At 65.5% G+C, this 16,945-nt stretch carries 19 protein-coding genes and 1 tRNA gene; 12 read left to right on the plus strand and 8 right to left on the minus strand.

The features are described 5' to 3' along the window. Positions 1 to 13: 13 nt before the first annotated feature. Together ACQ6S1_RS10195 and ACQ6S1_RS10200 are read right to left on the minus strand one after the other, a co-directional pair. The gene (locus ACQ6S1_RS10195; protein WP_445041068.1) at positions 14 to 616 is read right to left on the minus strand and encodes a sortase domain-containing protein; all 603 of its coding nucleotides are present in this window, start codon (positions 614 to 616) and stop codon (positions 14 to 16) included. After that, complete coding sequence (locus ACQ6S1_RS10200; RefSeq protein ID WP_445041069.1) at positions 613 to 2,736, minus strand: marine proteobacterial sortase target protein; 2,124 nt, start codon at positions 2,734 to 2,736, stop codon at positions 613 to 615. The genes ACQ6S1_RS10195 and ACQ6S1_RS10200 overlap by 4 nt, the downstream gene beginning before the upstream one ends. Positions 2,737 to 2,915: 179 nt before the next feature. Here ACQ6S1_RS10200 and ACQ6S1_RS10205 point away from each other — a divergent pair, with 179 nt between their 5' ends. Further along, positions 2,916 to 3,650: a helix-turn-helix domain-containing protein gene (locus ACQ6S1_RS10205; protein WP_445041070.1), complete on the plus strand. Its 735-nt coding sequence runs from the start codon at positions 2,916 to 2,918 to the stop codon at positions 3,648 to 3,650. An 11-nt stretch (positions 3,651 to 3,661) separates the two neighbouring features. On the opposite strand, the gene ACQ6S1_RS10210 is transcribed toward ACQ6S1_RS10205, so the two are convergent. From ACQ6S1_RS10210 to ACQ6S1_RS10220, 3 genes are read right to left on the minus strand one after another with little or no spacing between them, the layout of a single operon-like run. After that, complete coding sequence (locus ACQ6S1_RS10210; protein WP_445041071.1) at positions 3,662 to 4,333, minus strand: ankyrin repeat domain-containing protein; 672 nt, start codon at positions 4,331 to 4,333, stop codon at positions 3,662 to 3,664. Positions 4,334 to 4,351: 18 nt separating this feature from the next. Then, positions 4,352 to 4,765, minus strand: coding sequence for a lysozyme inhibitor LprI family protein (locus tag ACQ6S1_RS10215; protein ID WP_445041072.1), 414 nt, complete (start codon positions 4,763 to 4,765; stop codon positions 4,352 to 4,354). Continuing rightward, entirely contained in the window at positions 4,762 to 5,247 is a 486-nt protein-coding gene (locus tag ACQ6S1_RS10220) for a hypothetical protein (protein WP_445041073.1), read from the minus strand. Before ACQ6S1_RS10220 ends, ACQ6S1_RS10215 begins: the two co-directional genes overlap by 4 nt. Before the next feature lie 197 nt (positions 5,248 to 5,444). Here ACQ6S1_RS10220 and ACQ6S1_RS10225 point away from each other — a divergent pair, with 197 nt between their 5' ends. The 7 genes from ACQ6S1_RS10225 to ACQ6S1_RS10255 all read left to right on the plus strand — a co-directional run bounded on the left by ACQ6S1_RS10225 (position 5,445) and on the right by ACQ6S1_RS10255 (position 10,450). Continuing rightward, on the plus strand, positions 5,445 to 5,975 hold the full coding sequence (locus ACQ6S1_RS10225; RefSeq protein WP_445041074.1) for a hypothetical protein: 531 nt from the start codon (positions 5,445 to 5,447) through the stop codon (positions 5,973 to 5,975). An 18-nt stretch (positions 5,976 to 5,993) separates the two neighbouring features. Continuing rightward, entirely contained in the window at positions 5,994 to 6,335 is a 342-nt protein-coding gene (locus tag ACQ6S1_RS10230; RefSeq protein ID WP_445041075.1) for a hypothetical protein, read from the plus strand. Further along, positions 6,332 to 7,930 (plus strand): hypothetical protein, encoded by a 1,599-nt coding sequence (locus tag ACQ6S1_RS10235; RefSeq protein ID WP_445041076.1) that lies wholly within the window; start codon positions 6,332 to 6,334, stop codon positions 7,928 to 7,930. The genes ACQ6S1_RS10230 and ACQ6S1_RS10235 overlap by 4 nt, the downstream gene beginning before the upstream one ends. Before the next feature lie 121 nt (positions 7,931 to 8,051). Continuing rightward, complete coding sequence (locus tag ACQ6S1_RS10240; protein ID WP_445041077.1) at positions 8,052 to 8,603, plus strand: RNA polymerase sigma factor; 552 nt, start codon at positions 8,052 to 8,054, stop codon at positions 8,601 to 8,603. Beyond that, positions 8,600 to 9,391 (plus strand): hypothetical protein, encoded by a 792-nt coding sequence (locus ACQ6S1_RS10245; RefSeq protein WP_445041078.1) that lies wholly within the window; start codon positions 8,600 to 8,602, stop codon positions 9,389 to 9,391. Before ACQ6S1_RS10240 ends, ACQ6S1_RS10245 begins: the two co-directional genes overlap by 4 nt. A 71-nt stretch (positions 9,392 to 9,462) precedes the next feature. After that, positions 9,463 to 10,053, plus strand: a complete 591-nt coding sequence (locus ACQ6S1_RS10250) for an HI_0983 family protein (RefSeq protein ID WP_445041079.1) — start codon at positions 9,463 to 9,465, stop codon at positions 10,051 to 10,053. A gap of 13 nt (positions 10,054 to 10,066) precedes the next feature. After that, positions 10,067 to 10,450: a hypothetical protein gene (locus ACQ6S1_RS10255; protein WP_445041080.1), complete on the plus strand. Its 384-nt coding sequence runs from the start codon at positions 10,067 to 10,069 to the stop codon at positions 10,448 to 10,450. An 8-nt stretch (positions 10,451 to 10,458) separates the two neighbouring features. Here ACQ6S1_RS10255 and ACQ6S1_RS10260 read toward each other — a convergent pair whose 3' ends face one another. Beyond that, positions 10,459 to 11,175 (minus strand): hypothetical protein, encoded by a 717-nt coding sequence (locus ACQ6S1_RS10260; RefSeq protein ID WP_445041081.1) that lies wholly within the window; start codon positions 11,173 to 11,175, stop codon positions 10,459 to 10,461. A gap of 304 nt (positions 11,176 to 11,479) precedes the next feature. After that, positions 11,480 to 11,556 (minus strand) — tRNA-Arg (locus ACQ6S1_RS10265). Positions 11,557 to 11,763: 207 nt separating this feature from the next. Between ACQ6S1_RS10265 and ilvD the strand changes: the two genes are divergently transcribed. Continuing rightward, positions 11,764 to 13,602 carry a dihydroxy-acid dehydratase gene (ilvD, locus tag ACQ6S1_RS10270; protein ID WP_445041082.1) on the plus strand — a complete coding sequence of 613 codons (1,839 nt, stop codon included), beginning with the start codon at positions 11,764 to 11,766 and terminating at the stop codon, positions 13,600 to 13,602. A gap of 80 nt (positions 13,603 to 13,682) precedes the next feature. On the opposite strand, the gene ACQ6S1_RS10275 is transcribed toward ilvD, so the two are convergent. Beyond that, on the minus strand, positions 13,683 to 14,087 hold the full coding sequence (locus ACQ6S1_RS10275) for a Fur family transcriptional regulator (protein WP_445041083.1): 405 nt from the start codon (positions 14,085 to 14,087) through the stop codon (positions 13,683 to 13,685). Positions 14,088 to 14,187: 100 nt separating this feature from the next. On the opposite strand from ACQ6S1_RS10275, the gene aztA reads away from it, so the two are divergent. The 3 genes from aztA to aztC are packed head-to-tail and all read left to right on the plus strand — an operon-like array spanning position 14,188 to position 16,871. Next, positions 14,188 to 14,943 carry a zinc ABC transporter ATP-binding protein AztA gene (gene aztA / locus ACQ6S1_RS10280; RefSeq protein WP_445041084.1) on the plus strand — a complete coding sequence of 252 codons (756 nt, stop codon included), beginning with the start codon at positions 14,188 to 14,190 and terminating at the stop codon, positions 14,941 to 14,943. Beyond that, positions 14,943 to 15,815 carry a zinc ABC transporter permease AztB gene (gene aztB, locus ACQ6S1_RS10285; RefSeq protein WP_445041085.1) on the plus strand — a complete coding sequence of 291 codons (873 nt, stop codon included), beginning with the start codon at positions 14,943 to 14,945 and terminating at the stop codon, positions 15,813 to 15,815. The genes aztA and aztB overlap by 1 nt, the downstream gene beginning before the upstream one ends. 21 nt (positions 15,816 to 15,836) lie before the next feature. After that, positions 15,837 to 16,871: a zinc ABC transporter substrate-binding protein AztC gene (gene aztC, locus ACQ6S1_RS10290; RefSeq protein WP_445041086.1), complete on the plus strand. Its 1,035-nt coding sequence runs from the start codon at positions 15,837 to 15,839 to the stop codon at positions 16,869 to 16,871. Positions 16,872 to 16,945: the final 74 nt, after the last annotated feature.

The following is a 16,945-nucleotide window of genomic DNA, read 5'->3' on the forward strand; positions in this document are numbered from 1 at the left end:
CGGCAAACCCGCTTCACACCATCCGTTCGGCCCAGGCGACCAGCCGCCACGGCCCCTGTTCGTCGGTGCCGAACGGATAGCATGTGGTGAGTGCGAGCAGCGGCGCGGCGGGGTCGCGCGGAAAAGCGAAGCGGTCGCGGTGCACGACCTCGAAACGCACGATGCGGTAGCGGCTCGACGGAGCCGCTACCGGCTCCATGTCGATGACATCGCCCATTTTCGCATCGGCGAGAAACGCGAAATGCGTGTCGCGATGCGCGGCCAGTACCGACACCCGGCCCCCGGTTGCGGGTGTCGGCAATTGCGTCGGCCCGAATGCCATGGCCTGGTCCGAACCGCCGGACAGAATCACCTGACTGACCCCCAGCCGTGACACCGAAACGCGCGCGAGAGGCGCCATGTCCGCCCAGCTCCACGGCTTGACCGGACGCTGCTCGATCACGCTGCGCTCGAACGCCCGGTCCAGCAGGATCTGCGCAAGAAAGGCCTTGGCCGGGATCATCGCACCACGTGCGATCAGAACGATGCCGGCCACACAGATCGCCAGGAACAATGCCTGTCGAAGAACGCGCCCGAGGGCGCGTCCTTCATTGTCTGTGAGGGAGGGGGCGCTCACGCCGCCACCTGTCGGCGCTGCCAGAACCAGCCGGCCAGGCCGATCAGCAGAAGGCACAGGCCCTGCATCATGATGGTGAGATAGCCGGTCGCGGTCTTCGGCAGCCGCATGCTCTCGGACTGGCCGGCAGGCGGCGTGGCCGCGTCGGAACGGTCCGCATGGATCGGCTGCCCGCCGAACAGCGCCGCGAAATCCCAGCCCGCCGGCAGCAGCAGCGGCAATTCATCCTGCCTCAGCGCCGCATTGGCCGGGCGGCTCGGCGTTTCATCGACGGCGACGAGGCTCGTGAGCCGGGTGACGATGCTGTAATTCAGGCCCAGATCTGCAATCGCGGAATCGGCGTCGCCCGTCTTCATCTCGTTGGCCGAGCGCCGGGCCTCGATCTCGGCGATGCGGCGGTTGGCCCACAGCTTGGCGATGGCCGGGCTGTCGGCGGCATCCGCCAGTTCGACGCGCTGGGACCAGGCCTTGTCGCCGATCGTGCCGGAGACGGTCAGGCTGCCCGAAATCTCCTTGCCCCGGCCAAGAAGCACCAGGGGCTCGCCGGCATAGAGGTCCGGCAGGCGGGTCGGCGTCAGGTCGAGCGACGTGCCGTCGACGCTCACCTTCAGATCCCGCACCACGGGCGCCTTCAGCCGGTCCAGGAAGGCTGTCATCTTGGCCTTCACTTCCTCGCCCGAGCCCACATTGGTGTAGGTGCCGCGCCCGGCCTCGGACATGCGGCGCATCAGGAAATTGTTGGGCGCGGAGCCGATGCCCACCATGAAGATGCGGCTGCGTCCGCCCCGGGCCGCAATGGCCGCCATCATCTCGCGCTCGTTCGACAGATCGCCGTCGGTGAGGAAGACGATCTGGCGCACGGTCGAGGCGTCGTCGGGCGCTCCGTCCACAAGGGCGGCGTCGAGCGCGGGCAGCATTTCCGTTCCGCCGCCGGCGGCCAGGCCCTCGGTGAAGCGCCGGGCCAGCGCGATCTGGTCGGCCTCCGCCAGCACGCTGCGGTCGAACAGCTGGGTCATGGTGTGGTCGAAGCGGATGATGTTGAAGCGATCCTGCGGCCGCAGCGTTCCGAGCGCATAGAGCAGACTGTCCTTGGCCGCCGCCATCGAGGCGCCGCCCATGGAGCCGCTGTTGTCGATCACGAAGACCAGCTCGCGCGGCAGGGGGGTCGCTGGCGCGGCCGCGGGCGGGGTGATGGCGGCCATCACATAGGCCTGGCCATCGACGTTCTGCCTGAACAGACCGAGCGTCGGCTGCGTGCTTTCCGGGCGCCAATTCAGTTCGAAATCGCGGTCGGCCGGCACCTCGCCATCCGCCAGCCGGATCGTCCGCGTCTGCGGCCCGTCCTGCTCCACCACGATGCGATGATAGGGGCTCGCCGGCTCGGCCGGCACGAAACCGGGCGCGAGACTGACCTTGATCGATACCGGATTGAGCGCCTTGCCGAGATCGGGATGGGCGAGCGGCGCGGTGACGTTGCGGGCATCGTCCAAGGCCGCGCCGTCCGTCACGGTGTGCGGCGGCACGTAGCGCGGGCCGACCACCAGCGGCAGGCGCAGCGAATATTCGCCGCCGATCTGGCGCACCGGGGCCTGATATTCGATCGCCACCAGCACCGTCTCCCCGGGGCCGACATTCGCCACGCTGTTGCGGAACAGATTCGGGCGCTCGGATTCGACGAGCCCGGCCTTTTTTCCCTCCTGCTTGGCTTGCTCGTAGATCGCGCGCGCCTCTTCGCGGCGCTTGATCCGGCCGACGATGACGCGCTGCCCCACCACCATGTTCAGGCTGTCGACCGCGCCTTCCTCGGGCAGCGGATAGAGATAGGTCGCCTCCACCCAATCGTTGCCCATATTGCGGAACGCCTGGGTCACGCGGATTCGGGCGATCTGGCCGCTGATCGTCACCTCCATGTCGGTCCCCAGCCTCACGGCCGGAATTGCGGTGGCCACGCCCTTGGGCTGCAGCATCAGCGTGCCGGAACCGATGGCATCCGGATCGCTGTCCCTCTCCGAGGCGAGGGGGCGGCCGGTGACGAACAGAAGGGCGGCGAGGCCCACCAGAAGGCTCAGGATCGGAACGATCCCCCGCCGCAGATTGGTGGAGGGAAGAACAGCGTGCATGGCGAACTCCATGATGATCAGGAGCCTATTCACTAGGCATTGGGGGTGCCGCACAGCCACGGGCAATCGGCGGCACTTTCGGCCGGCTGCGGCGTCTTTGTCTGGCGGCGAGGGACGGACTTGACGGATTGTGCGGGCTTGTGCGGATTTGTCCGGCAGCCGCGCCGCAGGGGATCAGCATGTCGGAACTATCCGGAGCCGAGGAACGACACATCGCCGACCGCCTGCGGGAGGAACTGGCGCGGCGCCGCGTCTCGCGTCAGGCCCTGGCCGACATGGCGAAGGTCAGCCTGTCGACGCTGGAAAAGGCTTTGGCCGGCAGCCGCCCCTTCACCCTCGCGACGATCGTGCGGCTGGAGGAGGCGCTCGGCACAAAGCTGCGGGGTTCCGCCCCGCCGAACCATCCCGATCAGGCGCCGGACGAGATGGGCGCCTACAGCCGTGCCGCGATCCGCTGGATCGAGCAGGATTACGTGACCTTGCGGGCGAGCTTCACCACGCGGGGCGCGATCTTCGCCTATCGCACGCGCATCTGCTGGGACGATATTGCCGGCCATCTCCGCTTTGCGGAATCCGAGCGGCTCGACACCGCCTTCACCCAGACCGGTCATGTCTCGATGCCCAATCTGTCCGGGCACATCTACCTCGTCACCAATGAGGCCGGGCAGCACCGGCTCATCACGCTCGGCCGCCCGACGCGGGACAGGCGCATGTTCGGCCTTCTCAGCACGCTGCAGGCGGGGTCCGGCTCGCAGCTCGTGCCGATCGCAACCCCTCTGGCGTTCGTGCCGGTGGAGCAGATGGCGGACCTGACGCTGGGATTGATCGCGCAGGATGCCCCCGCGTTCTCTGTCTGTAAGGCAATCCTCGACACGGCCCTGTCGGACGATTTCTGCCGCTTGCGCAGCGCCTGAACGTTCGCGCCTCAGCGGAAGCGTTCCGCATTCGGATCGAGCGGGATGCCTCGGTCTTCCAGCAGTTTGATGACCGTCCGGCGTCGGCCCACGCCTTCGCGTGTCATGATGCCGGGATCTCCGCGAAAAAAGGAGGATTGAAACGTCGCGCCGATTTTGCTGGTGGCGGTGGGATCTGCGCCCAACGCGAGCAAGCGCAGCACGCTCTCGGAATCTCGGATGGCTGCGGCATGCTGAAGAGGCCGGCTTCCCGATGTGTCCGCATGTTCGATGTTCGCGCCATGCTTGATCAGCACATCGCGGTTTCGGGGACGCCGTGCGTCGAGCGCGTTGAAGAGCGGGGTCTGCTGCAGGCGTCTGGCAAGCGCATTCGGATCGCCGCCATGCTCGAGCAACTTTTCAAGGTAGCGCGTGCTCTCGTGCTGGGCGGCCAGGTGAATGGCCGTGGTTCCGTGCCAGCCCCGAACGTTGGGGTCGGCCCCATCCCTCAGCAGGCCCAGGAACGCGCCGTAATCATTTTCAAGAAGCGCCTTTTGCAACGGTGTCTTGCCGTCCGCGCCCGGCTCGCTCAATTCCGGCCGGAAGGCATGCGTACGGACCTCTTCCTGCGGTTCGCCGACGACCATTCCAAGGCCGGCAAGCGCAACGAGCGCGCCGAGGATCACACCGATTTTCCGGAGCATAATCCGCCCTTTCCGACGCTACTTCCCGCCCTCGGGGAGAAGGATGTTGCGAAGCCATTCGCGGCGCTCGACCGTGATCCGCAGCCGGCAATAGGTCTGCGCCACGGGCGTGGCGCTGCCCTGTTCCCACAGAACGCTTTCGGCGGTGCAGGTCGTGTCGCGATAGGCGATCCAGTTCTGCTGTGCCTCGCGCATCACGTCGCGCTCATGGGACTGCAGACCGGGCAGAAGCTGCTGCCATAAAGCGTTCATCGCAGCGTCCGCCCGCTCATAACCGCTGGAGAGGCAGGCGAGCATCTCGACCGCGGCGTTGCCGGCTTTCTCCATGCAGGCCTCGTGCTCGGCGTCTCCGGCCAAAGCCATTGAGCCGGCCGGCGCGAGGAGGAAAGTTCCCAGCATCAGCGCGCGAAACCATGCGCCGCGCGTCGTCATGACAGGCCCTTTTCCGCCTTGTAGCGCTCCAGCAGGCCTTTCAGCGGAGCGTGCAGCAGATCGCCGCTGAGGCGCGGCGGCGGGCCATAGCCGAAGGCGAAATCGTAGCGGCCATCGCGCTCGATCGTGATATCGACGATCGTCCACGGATCGCGTCCACCGGCGCTCATCGCATCGCGCAGAGCGAGGAGTTTCGCTTTCGTGGCCATGCTCAGGCGGAAGTCGAAATCCTCTAGCTCGCCGCCGGGCTTGCGCGCCAGCACCGCTGTCTGCGTGCTGGAGCTTCGTCCATCCTCGACCAGCAATTCGGTGTTCACCGCGATGTGGACCCAGTCGCGGTCATCCCATTCGAAGTCCTGAAGGTCCGTCCGGTCGGCGACCACGCTCCGCACAATCTCGTCCTGCAAGGCGGCGGTGCTCGGGGGGGCATCCGGGGGCCTGTGGTCTTCTTTGCGCAGGCCGGCCAGCAAACGCTTGAACATCGCACCATCCTCCGGATTTCAGGCGGGCCACGAGCCGCTGCCATCGCCGTTCTTCTTGCTTGAGACGTCGCAAGACGCTCGATCCTTGGTTTCTTTGAGTCTATCGAGCAAAATAAACAAACGACTTTCGCTCCCCAAGGATCGCCCAGCGCCGTCCGTCTCACTCATAAATCGATTGAATTGAAAGGCTTCTTCGTATGACCCGCTTGATACTCGCTTTGTCCGTTCTGTTCGGCCTTGCCTTCGCCCAGCCCGTCGCGGCTCAGGAGCGGGACATTAGCAAGCTCAGCAATCAGGAGATCATCGCGTCAGCGCCCAAACTCCATCCCGCCGCGCTTTATGTGCTCGCGGCCCGCCTGCTGGCCGAGGGGAGAGGGCAGGAAGCCGCCAACTGGATGTATGCGGGGCAACTTCGCTACCGCATCCTGATCGCCGTCACCAAACAGAATCCCGATAGCAGCGGTCGCAAATTGTTCGACGCGCTTACCGAGCAGGTGGGCCGTCCGATCAACGAACATATAGCCGGGAAGCCGGATGAGTGGATCGCGGCGATCGACTGGGCGCTGAAATGGGATGCGGGCAACCCCGACGGCCTCATCGACAGGACAGCGTACGCGTCGACCGTGAAAGAGGTTCGGGCCGGGCTGCTGACGCTTCGCGATAACGTCGACACGCGCCGCGAGGAGATCGCCCGCGAGCGGATGAAGAACGGCCTCCAGAACCGCTGACCTGACAGGAGTGCGGGCATGCGCCCCACGATCCCGCTGCTGATGGTCGTCGCAATCTTCGGCGGCCCACTCGCTTTCGCGCAGCACGTGCCCGCCAGTTCGCGTCTCGCCATCGGCAAGACCGGCATCAATTGCGCGTCCGCCCCTTGTCCCTGGCGCGGCATCGTCGACGTCGACGACAAGGCGCGCGATCCCTTGCGGCCCATGTGGAGCGGCGGCGAATTGCCCTCCCTCGCGGCCAGCCCGGAAGATGCGGCCCGGTTGCGCACGGCGTGGGACGACATGGCCTGCCTCGAAATCGAGGGCGCATGGGACGGCAAGGTCCTGCGCGTCGATCGCATCAGGGGGAGCTGCACATGAGACGGCCCCTTGCGGTGCTCGCTCTCGTTTGCGGGCTGTCCGTTCCCGCGCGCGCCAACGACGCCGCGGAGTTTTCCGAGGGGCTCGGCAAATTGGTCGGGGCCTTCGCCGCCACGGAGCTTTATGTCGAGCACTGCAACCGGCGCGATCCCGCCAACGCCGCAACCCGGCGCGATGTTCTCGCCGGCTGGTCGCACGGCAATAATCGATCTGGCTATGACCGGCTGATGCAGGGCCTTCAGGCAAGGCTGCCCGAAATCGCGGCGCAGGTCGGGCCCCAGCGCCAGAATCTGTCCGGCGTGATCGCGCAGGAAATCGCCGCGAATCCCGCACATTGCGAGGATCTGCAGGCCTTCTTCAAGGCCAACAGGCAGCTCTCGGTCGGAACGCAGGTCTCGCGCCTGATACGCCTGTCGTCCCGGCTCGGCGTCGACATTCCCCCGGCGCCCGAAATCGTTCCCGGCGAGAAGTCCCTCGACAACACGAAGATCCTGCGGTTGGCGGCTTTGTCCGCCCGGCTGGAAGCCAAGATGGCCGAAATCGGCAGCAAGGAAGGCGGCCGCCGCATGTCCGATCTCAGCCGCGCCCGCGACGAGCACGCCCGGAACTGGCTCGTCGCCGATGGCATGCAGGTCCTGTTCGGCCGCGTCACCGCCGAGGACGAGCTGCGCGAATGGCGCGGCGATTACCAATCCGCCTTCAAGGTGGAATGCGACAGCTTCGTCAACGATTTTCACCAGACTCGGATGGCCGAGGCCCAAGGCGAGGATCGGGTTTTGGTCGGCCGTCCGCGCTCCGTGCTCGACCTCCACACCGGCGGCAAGCTGAAGCTCGAAAAATGCGGCATCTTCACCGTGGAGGAGGCCGGTCGCCCCTTTGTCGAGGAAGACGACACGGCCGGACTGATGCCGCGTCCGCTCGAGGAGAACGAGGCCTATGCCGGGCCGAACGCGGGCATCGCGCTGCGGCAGGTCGATCGCGTGCTTTACGAATCCAGCTTCGACAACCGGCTGGACGGTTTCGGCAACGGCTACATTGATCGCGAGGAGAACATCTACGTGCTGCTGCGCGACGGAACGGCGTACCGGCACGAATGGAGCTTCCCCTTCACCGATCTGGCGGTGGAGCGCTCGAAAACACGTGAGCCCGAGCGCTGGTTCACCTGGAGCGAACGCCGGGGAAAGGTGACGCTCACGGGCAGCGGCGGCAACAACAAGGGCGAGACGATCGAGATCGAAAAGGCCCAGAGCCTGCGCCCGATGCGGCTCAAAGCCCTGCAGGCCTCCTATTATTATCTGCATGTCGGCATGGGCGGGCGGCGGCAGGACCGCCGCTACACCTTCGCCGCCGACGGCACGCTCGTCTATCACCGCAGCGGTTTCGTCGCAGGCAATTTCGCCACCAGCTACATCATCGTCAACGGCCGTGATGCGAAGGATGTCACGGCCCGCTACCGCTTCGAGGATTACGCACTCGTCGTGGAGCGCGACGGCGAAACCGAGCGCCATTTCTTCGCCGTGCCCGAGAGCGCAGACAAATCCTCGCCCGACACCGTCATCGTTCGTGGGCAAGCCTATTGGCTGGACAAGAAATGATGACGCAGGCCATCGCGTCTGCGGAGCCCCGCGTCCAAGTCATTGAAGGGATTAGACTCCGCTTCGTCCGATCCGCTAAAGATCAGGCAAGCTTCTGGGCGCAGCGGGGGGTGAAGGCGGCGTGCAACGGATTGCAGCGGAAAGATCATCGGACGAGGACGACAGTACTTCCCTCGTCCGTCGGGCGCAGGCCGGCGACGTCGCGGCGTTCGAGCGTCTCGTCACCCTGCATTACCGCTTCATCTACAAGACGGCCTTTCGCTGGCTTGGAAACCGGGCCGACGCGGAAGACGTGACGCAGACGATCTGCATGCGCCTTGCGAACGTTCTTTCCTCCTTCGACGGGCGGGCCGGTTTCACCAGCTGGCTTTACAGGGTCACGCTCAACGCGGTGCGCGATCTGCAGCGCAGCCAGATCCGGGCCAAGCGCCAGGTTGCGGAGATCGCGTCCATGGCGAGTGAGGACACGGCCGGCGATCAGGAAGACGCTTTGCGCGTGGCTGACATCTGGCGGCGCGTCCGCGAATTGCCGGAGAAGCAACGCGATGCGGTGCTGCTCGTTTACGGTGAGGAGATGAGTCATTCGGAGGCCGCGCGGATCATGCAGTGCAAGGAGGTGACCGTTTCCTGGCACATCCACAATGCCCGCAAGGCGCTGAGGGGGATGCTATGAGCCGCCCCGAAGACGATCCGCTGGCGCGCCTTCCCCGCCAGGACATCCCCGAGCCCGATCCGGCGCGCATGCATGCGGCCATTGAGGCCAGCACGGAATTGTTCGCCCGAGAGATACGAAAGCACGGACGGGAAACGCCGGCACCGACCTCCCTGCAAAGGCTTCGGGAATGGCTCGCGCGTCCGAGCCGCTGGGCCATGCCCGTCGCCGCCGGTGCGATGGCCGCGGTCGCGGCCGTGTTTATCGTGCCGAACATCCTGACCGATCCCACCGGGTTTCCGGCTGACGAGAAACCGGCGCCCTCGGTGCCGATGGCCGAATCCCGCCCGGACGCTATGGCTCCCCCGCCTCCGACGGCACCTGCACCGCGTGACGAATCTGCGCCCGCGGAGCGCGCGCGCACAGCAATGCGCGCGCCCATGGCACGCGCTCCGGCCGCCGAGGCCGTCCCCCTGGAGCGCTACGATTTCGACGGCCTGGAACTCGGCGTGCGCAACATGCCCGAAGCGGCGGAAACGCTGCTGCTCGACGGCGGCCGGGAAGAACGGGTCGACATCAGCGTCAAGGATCGCAGCGAGCGCATCTCGCTGTTCGACGCCTTCCGCGAGACCGGTCCCGACGGTGGGGACCTGCTGGTGCTGCGCTCCGGCATGGGCTGGAACCAGCGCTGGGATGTGTTCGTACGCGACAATGGCCGCTATCAGCGTTCGATCGAGATGTCGCGCCGGATCCAGGGCGCTACATCGCGCGACGACGTCCGGTCACGCCTGCAGGCATCGCAACCATAGACAGTCTAATTCGGACCTACCAATTCGGGCCTAGCCGGCCTTGAGCCAACAATCGAGGGGAGGACATAATCATGGTTTCACGCACGGGACGCCTGATCGCCGCTGCGGCATTCATGCTGTTCGCGACACCCGTTCTGGCCCAGTCCGCGACCGATCGGCTGGGCGTTCCGGGGCCTGTCTCCTTCGACAGCAAGGCCTATGCTCTGGCCTGGTCGGCGCAGCCGTCGCCGGCCTATTTCAAGCAGGAATATGTGCCGGCCGGGCAATCGGTCAAAACCTATACCGATATGTTCCTGATCGAGGCTGTTGCGCAGAAGATCCGTCCCGTCGATGCGGCGAGTTCGCAGATCGCCACACTGAACGGGCGCAAGGGCTCGGATCCCGTGGTCAATTATGACGTGGTCCGGAACGACAGGACCGGCGAAGTCCTCCTCGACTTCGTGATCAGTGATCTGAAGGCCAATCCGGTCATCGTCGAGTGGAACGCCTATCGCTACGTGCCGCTCAAGGGACGCGACGGCGTGGCGCTTTATGCCATCAGCCGCCGTGCCTACGGCGAAGCGGATGCCAAGACCCTGCTTCAGGGCTTGCAGACCTGGCGGTCTAAAACCATCAACGCGCTCGCCGGGTTCGAGGCGCCGCCCGTCAAGCTGCCGAAATGACGGAGGCGGCTGCATGAAGCCGCTGAAGGCGCTTCCCGTTCTCCTGCTTCCGCTCCTGTGCGGGGCCAACCCCGCCTCGAGCCAATACAACAATCTCGACATTCACCTCGATCAGCAATTGTCGAACCGGCTGCAGGATCATCAGAACGCGGAAAGGCGGCGTCCGCCCCGGAAGAAAGCCGAGAGGCCCGCCCCGGGCCCCGACGCCATCGTCATCCGCCGCCTCCAGCAAAACATAAAGCGGCTGGAAGCCGGCATCCCGCAGGGCCGCCGGATCGAGGTGGCGAAGGACGGCACGGTGCATATCCACGTGGTTGGCCACGTGGACGAGAAGGCGGTCATCGCCTTCGCCGAATCCGTTCTGGAAACACGGGTGGTCGTGAAGCGGGTGCCCTGAGAGGGGCCTTAGTTCCCGGCGATCTGCGCGGGATAGCCCTGGATCAGCATGTCGGCCATCGCGTTGGCGCGTTTGGCCCGGTCGACCAGTTCGCCCATGTAATAGACGGCCTGCTTCTCGTTGCACGATTCGGGCGACGGCGGGGCGCGGCGGTCGGCCTCGACGCGGCGGGAGATTTCGGCCCGCGCGTTTTCGTCCAGGAAGTCGGGCAGAGCCTCGATCGAGTTCATGTCGAGACGTGAGCGGCCGGAATGGCAAACCTCGGCATAGGTCACATGGCGGTTCGCATCGGCGGCGGCGCTCACCTTGTATCCAATGATCTGCCGGATGGTCTGTCCAGGCTCGTTCTTTGCCAGAATGCCGTCCGCAATCTTGCGGTTGCCGTCTTCGAGACCGTGGAACTCCAGAGCGGGAAGCGTGCTGTCCGGCCAGACCGCGGCCATCAGATCGCGCTTTGACACCACGCCGCCGGAAACCGCGATTTGAAAAGCGCAGATCGCCAACGCAAGCGCCGCCAGTCCCTGCCGAACCGCGTCCCGGCCACCGTTCTTGGGCAGCAATGCTTTGATCGTGATAACGAGCCCGATCCCGGCCAGAACCAGGCCGAGCACATTGAAACTGTCGTCCCGCACTCGCACGCCATTGACCGTCACGACATTGGTCGAGCCGACGAACAGAAAGAACGGAACAATGCCCAGGATCAGGGCGACAAGGGGCCGGCTCAATCGTTCTCGCATCAAATTCCCTCCGGGATCACGCAAGCTAGGACGCGCAGGATCACGAAAAGCTTGGTCGATACACGATTCGAGAGGGGAAGGAAGTTGAATGCCAGCCCGGATCAGATTGATCGGAGATTCCGCCTGGGATCGATTTTACTTGGTTAGATTAGAGCTTTCGCAGGAGATTTGATTTCTGGCGCGATATAACAACGCTTACTTTGTAAGTTGCCGCGCACAGGATTGCCCTCACCAATGCAAAGAGGCGCGTTTAGCGATGAAAGCGTATTGGCAGGATGAAATCGGCGGAAAATGGCGCACCCATCAGGATTCGAACCTGAGACCTTTGCCTTCGGAGGGCAACGCTCTATCCAGCTGAGCTATGGGTGCCGATGCCGTGATCGTGCCTTGTCTTAACCGAGGAGCGGGGATCGGGCAATCACTGGTTTAATGGCGAAGGCGGCGATTTTGGACCGGAGCCGGCGTGCGGCGCGTGGGTCGGTGCGGTCGATTCTCGGTTGATTCTAAATCTGGAAAGGCGTTTGAGTGGCCCGCCCAGCCGATCTTCGCGCCTCGATGCGCCTACAGGACCCTGTCATGCCCGCTTACCGTTCCCGCACCACCACCCATGGCCGCAACATGGCCGGAGCCCGCGGTCTCTGGCGCGCCACCGGCATGAAGGACGGCGATTTCGGCAAGCCCATCATCGCGGTGGTGAATTCCTTCACCCAGTTCGTGCCCGGCCATGTGCACCTGAAGGATCTCGGCCAGCTCGTGGCCCGCGAGATCGAGCAGGCCGGCGGCGTCGCCAAGGAATTCAACACCATCGCGGTCGATGACGGCATCGCGATGGGCCATGACGGCATGCTCTATTCGCTGCCCTCGCGCGAACTCATCGCCGACAGCGTCGAATACATGGTCAACGCCCATTGCGCCGACGCCATGGTTTGCATCTCCAATTGCGACAAGATCACGCCCGGAATGCTGATGGCCGCGATGCGCCTCAACATCCCCGTCGTCTTCGTCTCGGGTGGGCCGATGGAGGCCGGCAAGGTGGTGTGGCCCGACCAGACCGAGAAGAAGCTCGATCTCGTCGACGCCATGGTGGCTGCCGCCGATGACCGCATCTCCGACGAGGACGTCGCCGTCATCGAGCGCTCGGCCTGCCCCACCTGCGGCTCGTGCTCGGGCATGTTCACCGCCAATTCCATGAACTGCCTGACCGAAGCGCTTGGCCTTGCGCTGCCCGGCAACGGTTCGACGCTCGCCACCCACGCAGACCGCAAGCGCCTGTTCGTGGAGGCCGGCCACCTCATCGTCGATCTGGCGCGCCGCTATTACGAGCAGGACGACGACACCATCCTGCCGCGCTCCATTGCCACCTTCGCCGCCTTCCAGAACGCCATGGCGCTCGACATTTCCATGGGCGGCTCCACCAACACGGTGCTGCACCTTCTCGCCGCCGCGCAGGAGGGCGAGGTCGATTTCACGATGGCGGACATCGACCGTCTGTCGCGCCGGGTCCCCGTGCTCTGCAAGGTCGCTCCTGCGGTGGCTGGCGTCCATGTCGAGGACGTCCATCATGCCGGCGGCATCATGGGCATTCTCGGCGAGCTCGACCGCGCCGGCCTGCTCGACACGTCCGTAAAGTCAGTGCACGCCGAAAACCTCGGCGCGGCGCTCGACCGCTGGGACGTGATGCGCACGAAAAGTTCGGCGGTGGACGAATTCTTCCGCGCCGCGCCCGGCGGCGTCCCCACCCAGACCGCCTTCAGCCAGGACCGCCGCTTCGACAGCCTCGATCTCGATCGCGAAAACGGCGTCATCCGCAATGCGGAGCACGCCTTCTCGAAGGATGGCGGCCTCGCGGTGCTTTACGGCAACCTCGCCGAGGACGGCTGCATCGTGAAGACGGCGGGTGTCGATGAATCGATCCTGAAATTCACCGGCACCGCCAAGGTGTTCGAGAGCCAGGATGCCGCAGTCCACGGCATCCTCAATGGCGGAGTCTCCGCAGGCGAGATCGTGCTCATCCGCTATGAGGGGCCGCGCGGCGGGCCGGGCATGCAGGAAATGCTCTATCCGACGAGCTATCTGAAATCGAAGGGCCTCGGAAAGCTCTGCGCGCTCATCACCGACGGGCGCTTCTCGGGCGGCTCCTCGGGCCTGTCCATCGGCCATGTCTCGCCGGAAGCGGCCGAGGGCGGCACGATCGGCCTTGTGCGCGAGGGCGACGGCATCGAGATCGACATCCCGAACCGTCGCATCCACCTTGCGGTCGATGACGCCGAGCTGGCCCAGCGTCGCGAGGCGCAGGACGCGGCCGGCTGGGTTCCGGCCGAGCCGCGCAAGCGCAAGATCACCACCGCGCTGCGCGCCTATGCGGCGCTCACCACCTCGGCGTCGAAGGGCGCCGTCCGCCGCATTCCCGGATGATCCTTCGAGGTCTCATTCGACGCAAAAGGGCGGCTCCCGAAGGGCCGCCCTTTTTTTGACGGCGCCGCCCGCTGCGCCGTTCAGGCGGCCAGGCAGGTGGCGCAGGTGCCGTGCAGCTCGATGATGGTCTTCTCGGCCTTGAAGCTGTGCCCCTTGGAATAATCCCGCAGGCGCTCGTTCACGACGGGGTCGGAGAATTCGTCCACCCGCCCGCAGCGGTCGCATATGGCGAAGGCCATGGGGCCGTGGCATGTCCCGTGGTCGTGGGAATGGGCGCAGGCCACGAAGGAATTGACGCTCTCGAGCCGGTGAACGAGACCGAGCTCGATCAGCTTGTCCAGCGCGCGGTAGACCTGCAGGGGTGCGCGAAAGCCCTGGTCGCGCAATCTGTCCAGCAGGGCATACGCCCCGAGCGGCCCTTCAGCGTGGGCGAGGGCGTCCAGCACGATTGTCTGGTTTTTCGTCAACGAGCCTTGATCAACCATCTTGCCGGCTCCGCTGCCTTGGGCGTATTGCGTATCTCAACGCATGTAATAACATCACGCAGGCGCACCCCTCAAGACCCGCGTGCCGTTCCGGATTCCCATGGCCTCCACCGAAACAGCCAGCATCACCTTCCGAGACCTTGCTCTGGGCTATGGCCGCGCGCCGGCCCTGCGCGGTCTCGATGGCGTGGTGCGCAAGGGGTCGCTCACGGCCGTGGTGGGCGCCAACGGGTCGGGCAAGTCCACGCTGATGAAGGGCATCGCCGGCGTGCTGCGGCCCATGGCCGGCGCGTGCGCGGTGCGGGCGGGCGTGCGCACGGCCTATCTGCCCCAGCAATCGGAGCTGGATCGCTCCTTTCCGGCGCGGGTGGTCGATCTCGTATCGATGGGTCTGTGGCCGAAGCGCGGCCTGCTCGGCTTCCATCGCGCGCAGGACAAGGCGGCCGTGGCCGATGCCCTGAAAACAGTGGGTCTCGCAGGTCTGGCCGAACAGCCTGTCGATGCCTTGTCGGGCGGGCAATTGCAGCGCGCATTGTTCGCACGCGTCCTCGTACAGGACGCCGATCTCATCCTGCTCGACGAGCCGTTCAACGCCATCGACAGCGGCACCGTCCGCGATCTTCTGGCGCTCATCAAGAATTGGCACGCGGAGGGACGCACCATCATGGTCGTGGTGCACGATCTCGATCTCGTGCGCGAGCATTTCCCGGAAGCGTTGTTCCTCGATGGCCGGGCGCTGGCCTGGGGCCCGTCCCAGGATGTGCTCGCCGCCGGCAGTCTCCGGCACGTCCGCGAAATGCCGGTCGATGAAGCACGGAGCAGGTCCGGTGCCGGGCTGCTGCGGGGCGCGGCCTGATGTCGGTCTACCAGTTCGCGGTCGAACCCTTCGTCGAGTTCGCCTTCATGCAGCGCGCTTTGCTGGGCTGCCTTTTGCTGGCGGTGTCGGCCTGCCCGGTGGGCGTGTTCCTCACATTGCGCCGCATGAGCCTCACAGGCGATGCCATGGCCCATGCCATCCTGCCCGGCGCCGCGGCGGGCTTCCTGCTCTACGGCCTCGAAATCGTGCCGATGACGATCGGCGGCCTCGTGGTCGGCATGGCGGTGGCGCTCGCGGCGGGTGCCGTCTCGCGCCTCACGGTCCAGAGGGAGGATGCGTCGCTGGCGGCCTTCTACCTCATCTCCCTCGCCTCGGGGGTGATGCTGGTGTCGTTGCGCGGCTCCAGTGTTGATCTCATGCACGTTCTGTTCGGCTCGGTGCTGGCGCTCAACGACGATGCCCTGATGCTGATCGGCGGCATCTCGCTCGTCACCCTCACGGCGCTCACCCTTTTCTGGCGCGCGCTCGTGGCGGAATGCCTCGATCCGCTGTTCCTGCGCTCGGTGTCGGGGCTCGGCACGCCCGTCCATTTCGTCTTCCTCGGGCTCGTCGTCCTCAATCTTGTGGGCGGCTTCCAGGCGCTGGGCACGTTGCTGGCGGTCGGCCTCATGATGCTGCCGGCGGCCGCCGCCCGGTTCTGGGCCGTGCGGGTCCAGCCCATGTGCGCGCTGGCCGTGGCCATCGGCGCGGTGTCGGGCGTCAGCGGGCTTCTGCTGTCCTATCATCTGGCGCTTCCGTCCGGACCGGCCATCATCCTGTCGGCCGGCATCGTCTACATCCTGTCCATCCTTGCCGGCACGCGCGGCCTCTTCGGCAGTCGCCTGCGCCAGCGCTCCGTCCAGATCGCCTGAACCCCTCGAAGGAGTTTCCACATGTCTCGATCTTTCAGCCTTGCTACGGCTCTGACTGTTATAACATTCATCCCAGTCTCATTGCCTGCCAGCGCGGCCGAGCCGGTCAAGGTCGTGGCCAGCTTCTCCATCATCGGCGATCTGGCGAAGAATGTCGGCGGCGACCGCATCGCCCTCACCACTTTGGTCGGCCCCAACGGCGATGCCCATGTCTACGAGCCCCGGCCGGCCGATGCGGCGGCCATCCGCTCTGCCGATGTCGTCCTCGTCAACGGCCTCGGCTTCGAAGGCTTCCTTCCCCGTCTCGTCGAGGCGAGCGGCACCAAGGCTCCGCTGGTCGAGGTGTCGAAAGGTGCGAAGGCGCTGAAAAGCGGGGAGGACGAGCACCACCACCACGATCATGCGGGGGAGGAGGGCCATCGGCATTCCGGCGACGCGCACGCCCATGACGAAAAACACGCTCATGACGACAAGCATGATGGCCACGACCATGCGCATGAGAAGGAGCACGGCCATCATCACCATGGCGATCAGGATCCGCACGCTTGGCAGTCCGTTCCCAACGTGAAGATCTATGTGGCCAACATCGCCGAGGCCCTGTGCTCGGCGGATGCCGCGGGCTGCGACGCCTACAAGGCCAACGCGCAGGCCTATAACGGCAAGCTCGACGCGCTCGACACGGAAATCCGGGCCGGTATCGCCGCCATCCCGGAGGGCAAGCGCACGATCATCACCTCGCACGACGCATTCGGCTATTTTCAGAGCGAATACGGCCTGAAATTCCTGGCGCCGGAGGGCGTGTCCACGGAGGCGGAGGCCTCGGCCGCGGATGTCGCCGCTCTCATCCGGCAGGTCCGCGAGGACAAGGCCTCGGCGATCTTCGTCGAGAACATCACCAATCCGCGCCTCATCGAGCAGATCGCGAAGGAGACCGGCGCCAAGGCCGGCGGGACGCTCTATTCCGATGCCCTGACCGATGCCTCCGGCCCGGCATCCACCTATGTCGACATGATGCGCGCCAATGTGACCACCATCGGGGCGGCTCTCGGCAAATGAGACCCGTGTGATCGTGCCCGGCCGGCCCTGGGGCCGGCCGGAATTCTCGGAGATCGGAGAATCCCCAAGATAAA

This window comes from Terrihabitans aquatilis, assembly GCF_052542005.1.

What these genes read in the sequence shown, in the direction of transcription:
- ACQ6S1_RS10200 (WP_445041069.1), bottom strand. Translation starts at nt 2,736, where the DNA reads ATGCACGCTGTTCTTCCCTCCACCAATCTGCGGCGGGGGATCGTTCCG.
- ACQ6S1_RS10205 (WP_445041070.1), top strand. Translation starts at nt 2,916, where the DNA reads ATGTCGGAACTATCCGGAGCCGAGGAACGACACATCGCCGACCGCCTG.
- ACQ6S1_RS10210 (WP_445041071.1), bottom strand. Translation starts at nt 4,333, where the DNA reads ATGCTCCGGAAAATCGGTGTGATCCTCGGCGCGCTCGTTGCGCTTGCC.
- ACQ6S1_RS10215 (WP_445041072.1), bottom strand. Translation starts at nt 4,765, where the DNA reads ATGACGACGCGCGGCGCATGGTTTCGCGCGCTGATGCTGGGAACTTTC.
- ACQ6S1_RS10220 (WP_445041073.1), bottom strand. Translation starts at nt 5,247, where the DNA reads ATGTTCAAGCGTTTGCTGGCCGGCCTGCGCAAAGAAGACCACAGGCCC.
- ACQ6S1_RS10225 (WP_445041074.1), top strand. Translation starts at nt 5,445, where the DNA reads ATGACCCGCTTGATACTCGCTTTGTCCGTTCTGTTCGGCCTTGCCTTC.
- ACQ6S1_RS10230 (WP_445041075.1), top strand. Translation starts at nt 5,994, where the DNA reads ATGCGCCCCACGATCCCGCTGCTGATGGTCGTCGCAATCTTCGGCGGC.
- ACQ6S1_RS10235 (WP_445041076.1), top strand. Translation starts at nt 6,332, where the DNA reads ATGAGACGGCCCCTTGCGGTGCTCGCTCTCGTTTGCGGGCTGTCCGTT.
- ACQ6S1_RS10245 (WP_445041078.1), top strand. Translation starts at nt 8,600, where the DNA reads ATGAGCCGCCCCGAAGACGATCCGCTGGCGCGCCTTCCCCGCCAGGAC.
- ACQ6S1_RS10250 (WP_445041079.1), top strand. Translation starts at nt 9,463, where the DNA reads ATGGTTTCACGCACGGGACGCCTGATCGCCGCTGCGGCATTCATGCTG.
- ACQ6S1_RS10255 (WP_445041080.1), top strand. Translation starts at nt 10,067, where the DNA reads ATGAAGCCGCTGAAGGCGCTTCCCGTTCTCCTGCTTCCGCTCCTGTGC.
- ilvD (WP_445041082.1), top strand. Translation starts at nt 11,764, where the DNA reads ATGCCCGCTTACCGTTCCCGCACCACCACCCATGGCCGCAACATGGCC.
- ACQ6S1_RS10275 (WP_445041083.1), bottom strand. Translation starts at nt 14,087, where the DNA reads ATGGTTGATCAAGGCTCGTTGACGAAAAACCAGACAATCGTGCTGGAC.
- aztA (WP_445041084.1), top strand. Translation starts at nt 14,188, where the DNA reads ATGGCCTCCACCGAAACAGCCAGCATCACCTTCCGAGACCTTGCTCTG.
- aztB (WP_445041085.1), top strand. Translation starts at nt 14,943, where the DNA reads ATGTCGGTCTACCAGTTCGCGGTCGAACCCTTCGTCGAGTTCGCCTTC.
- aztC (WP_445041086.1), top strand. Translation starts at nt 15,837, where the DNA reads ATGTCTCGATCTTTCAGCCTTGCTACGGCTCTGACTGTTATAACATTC.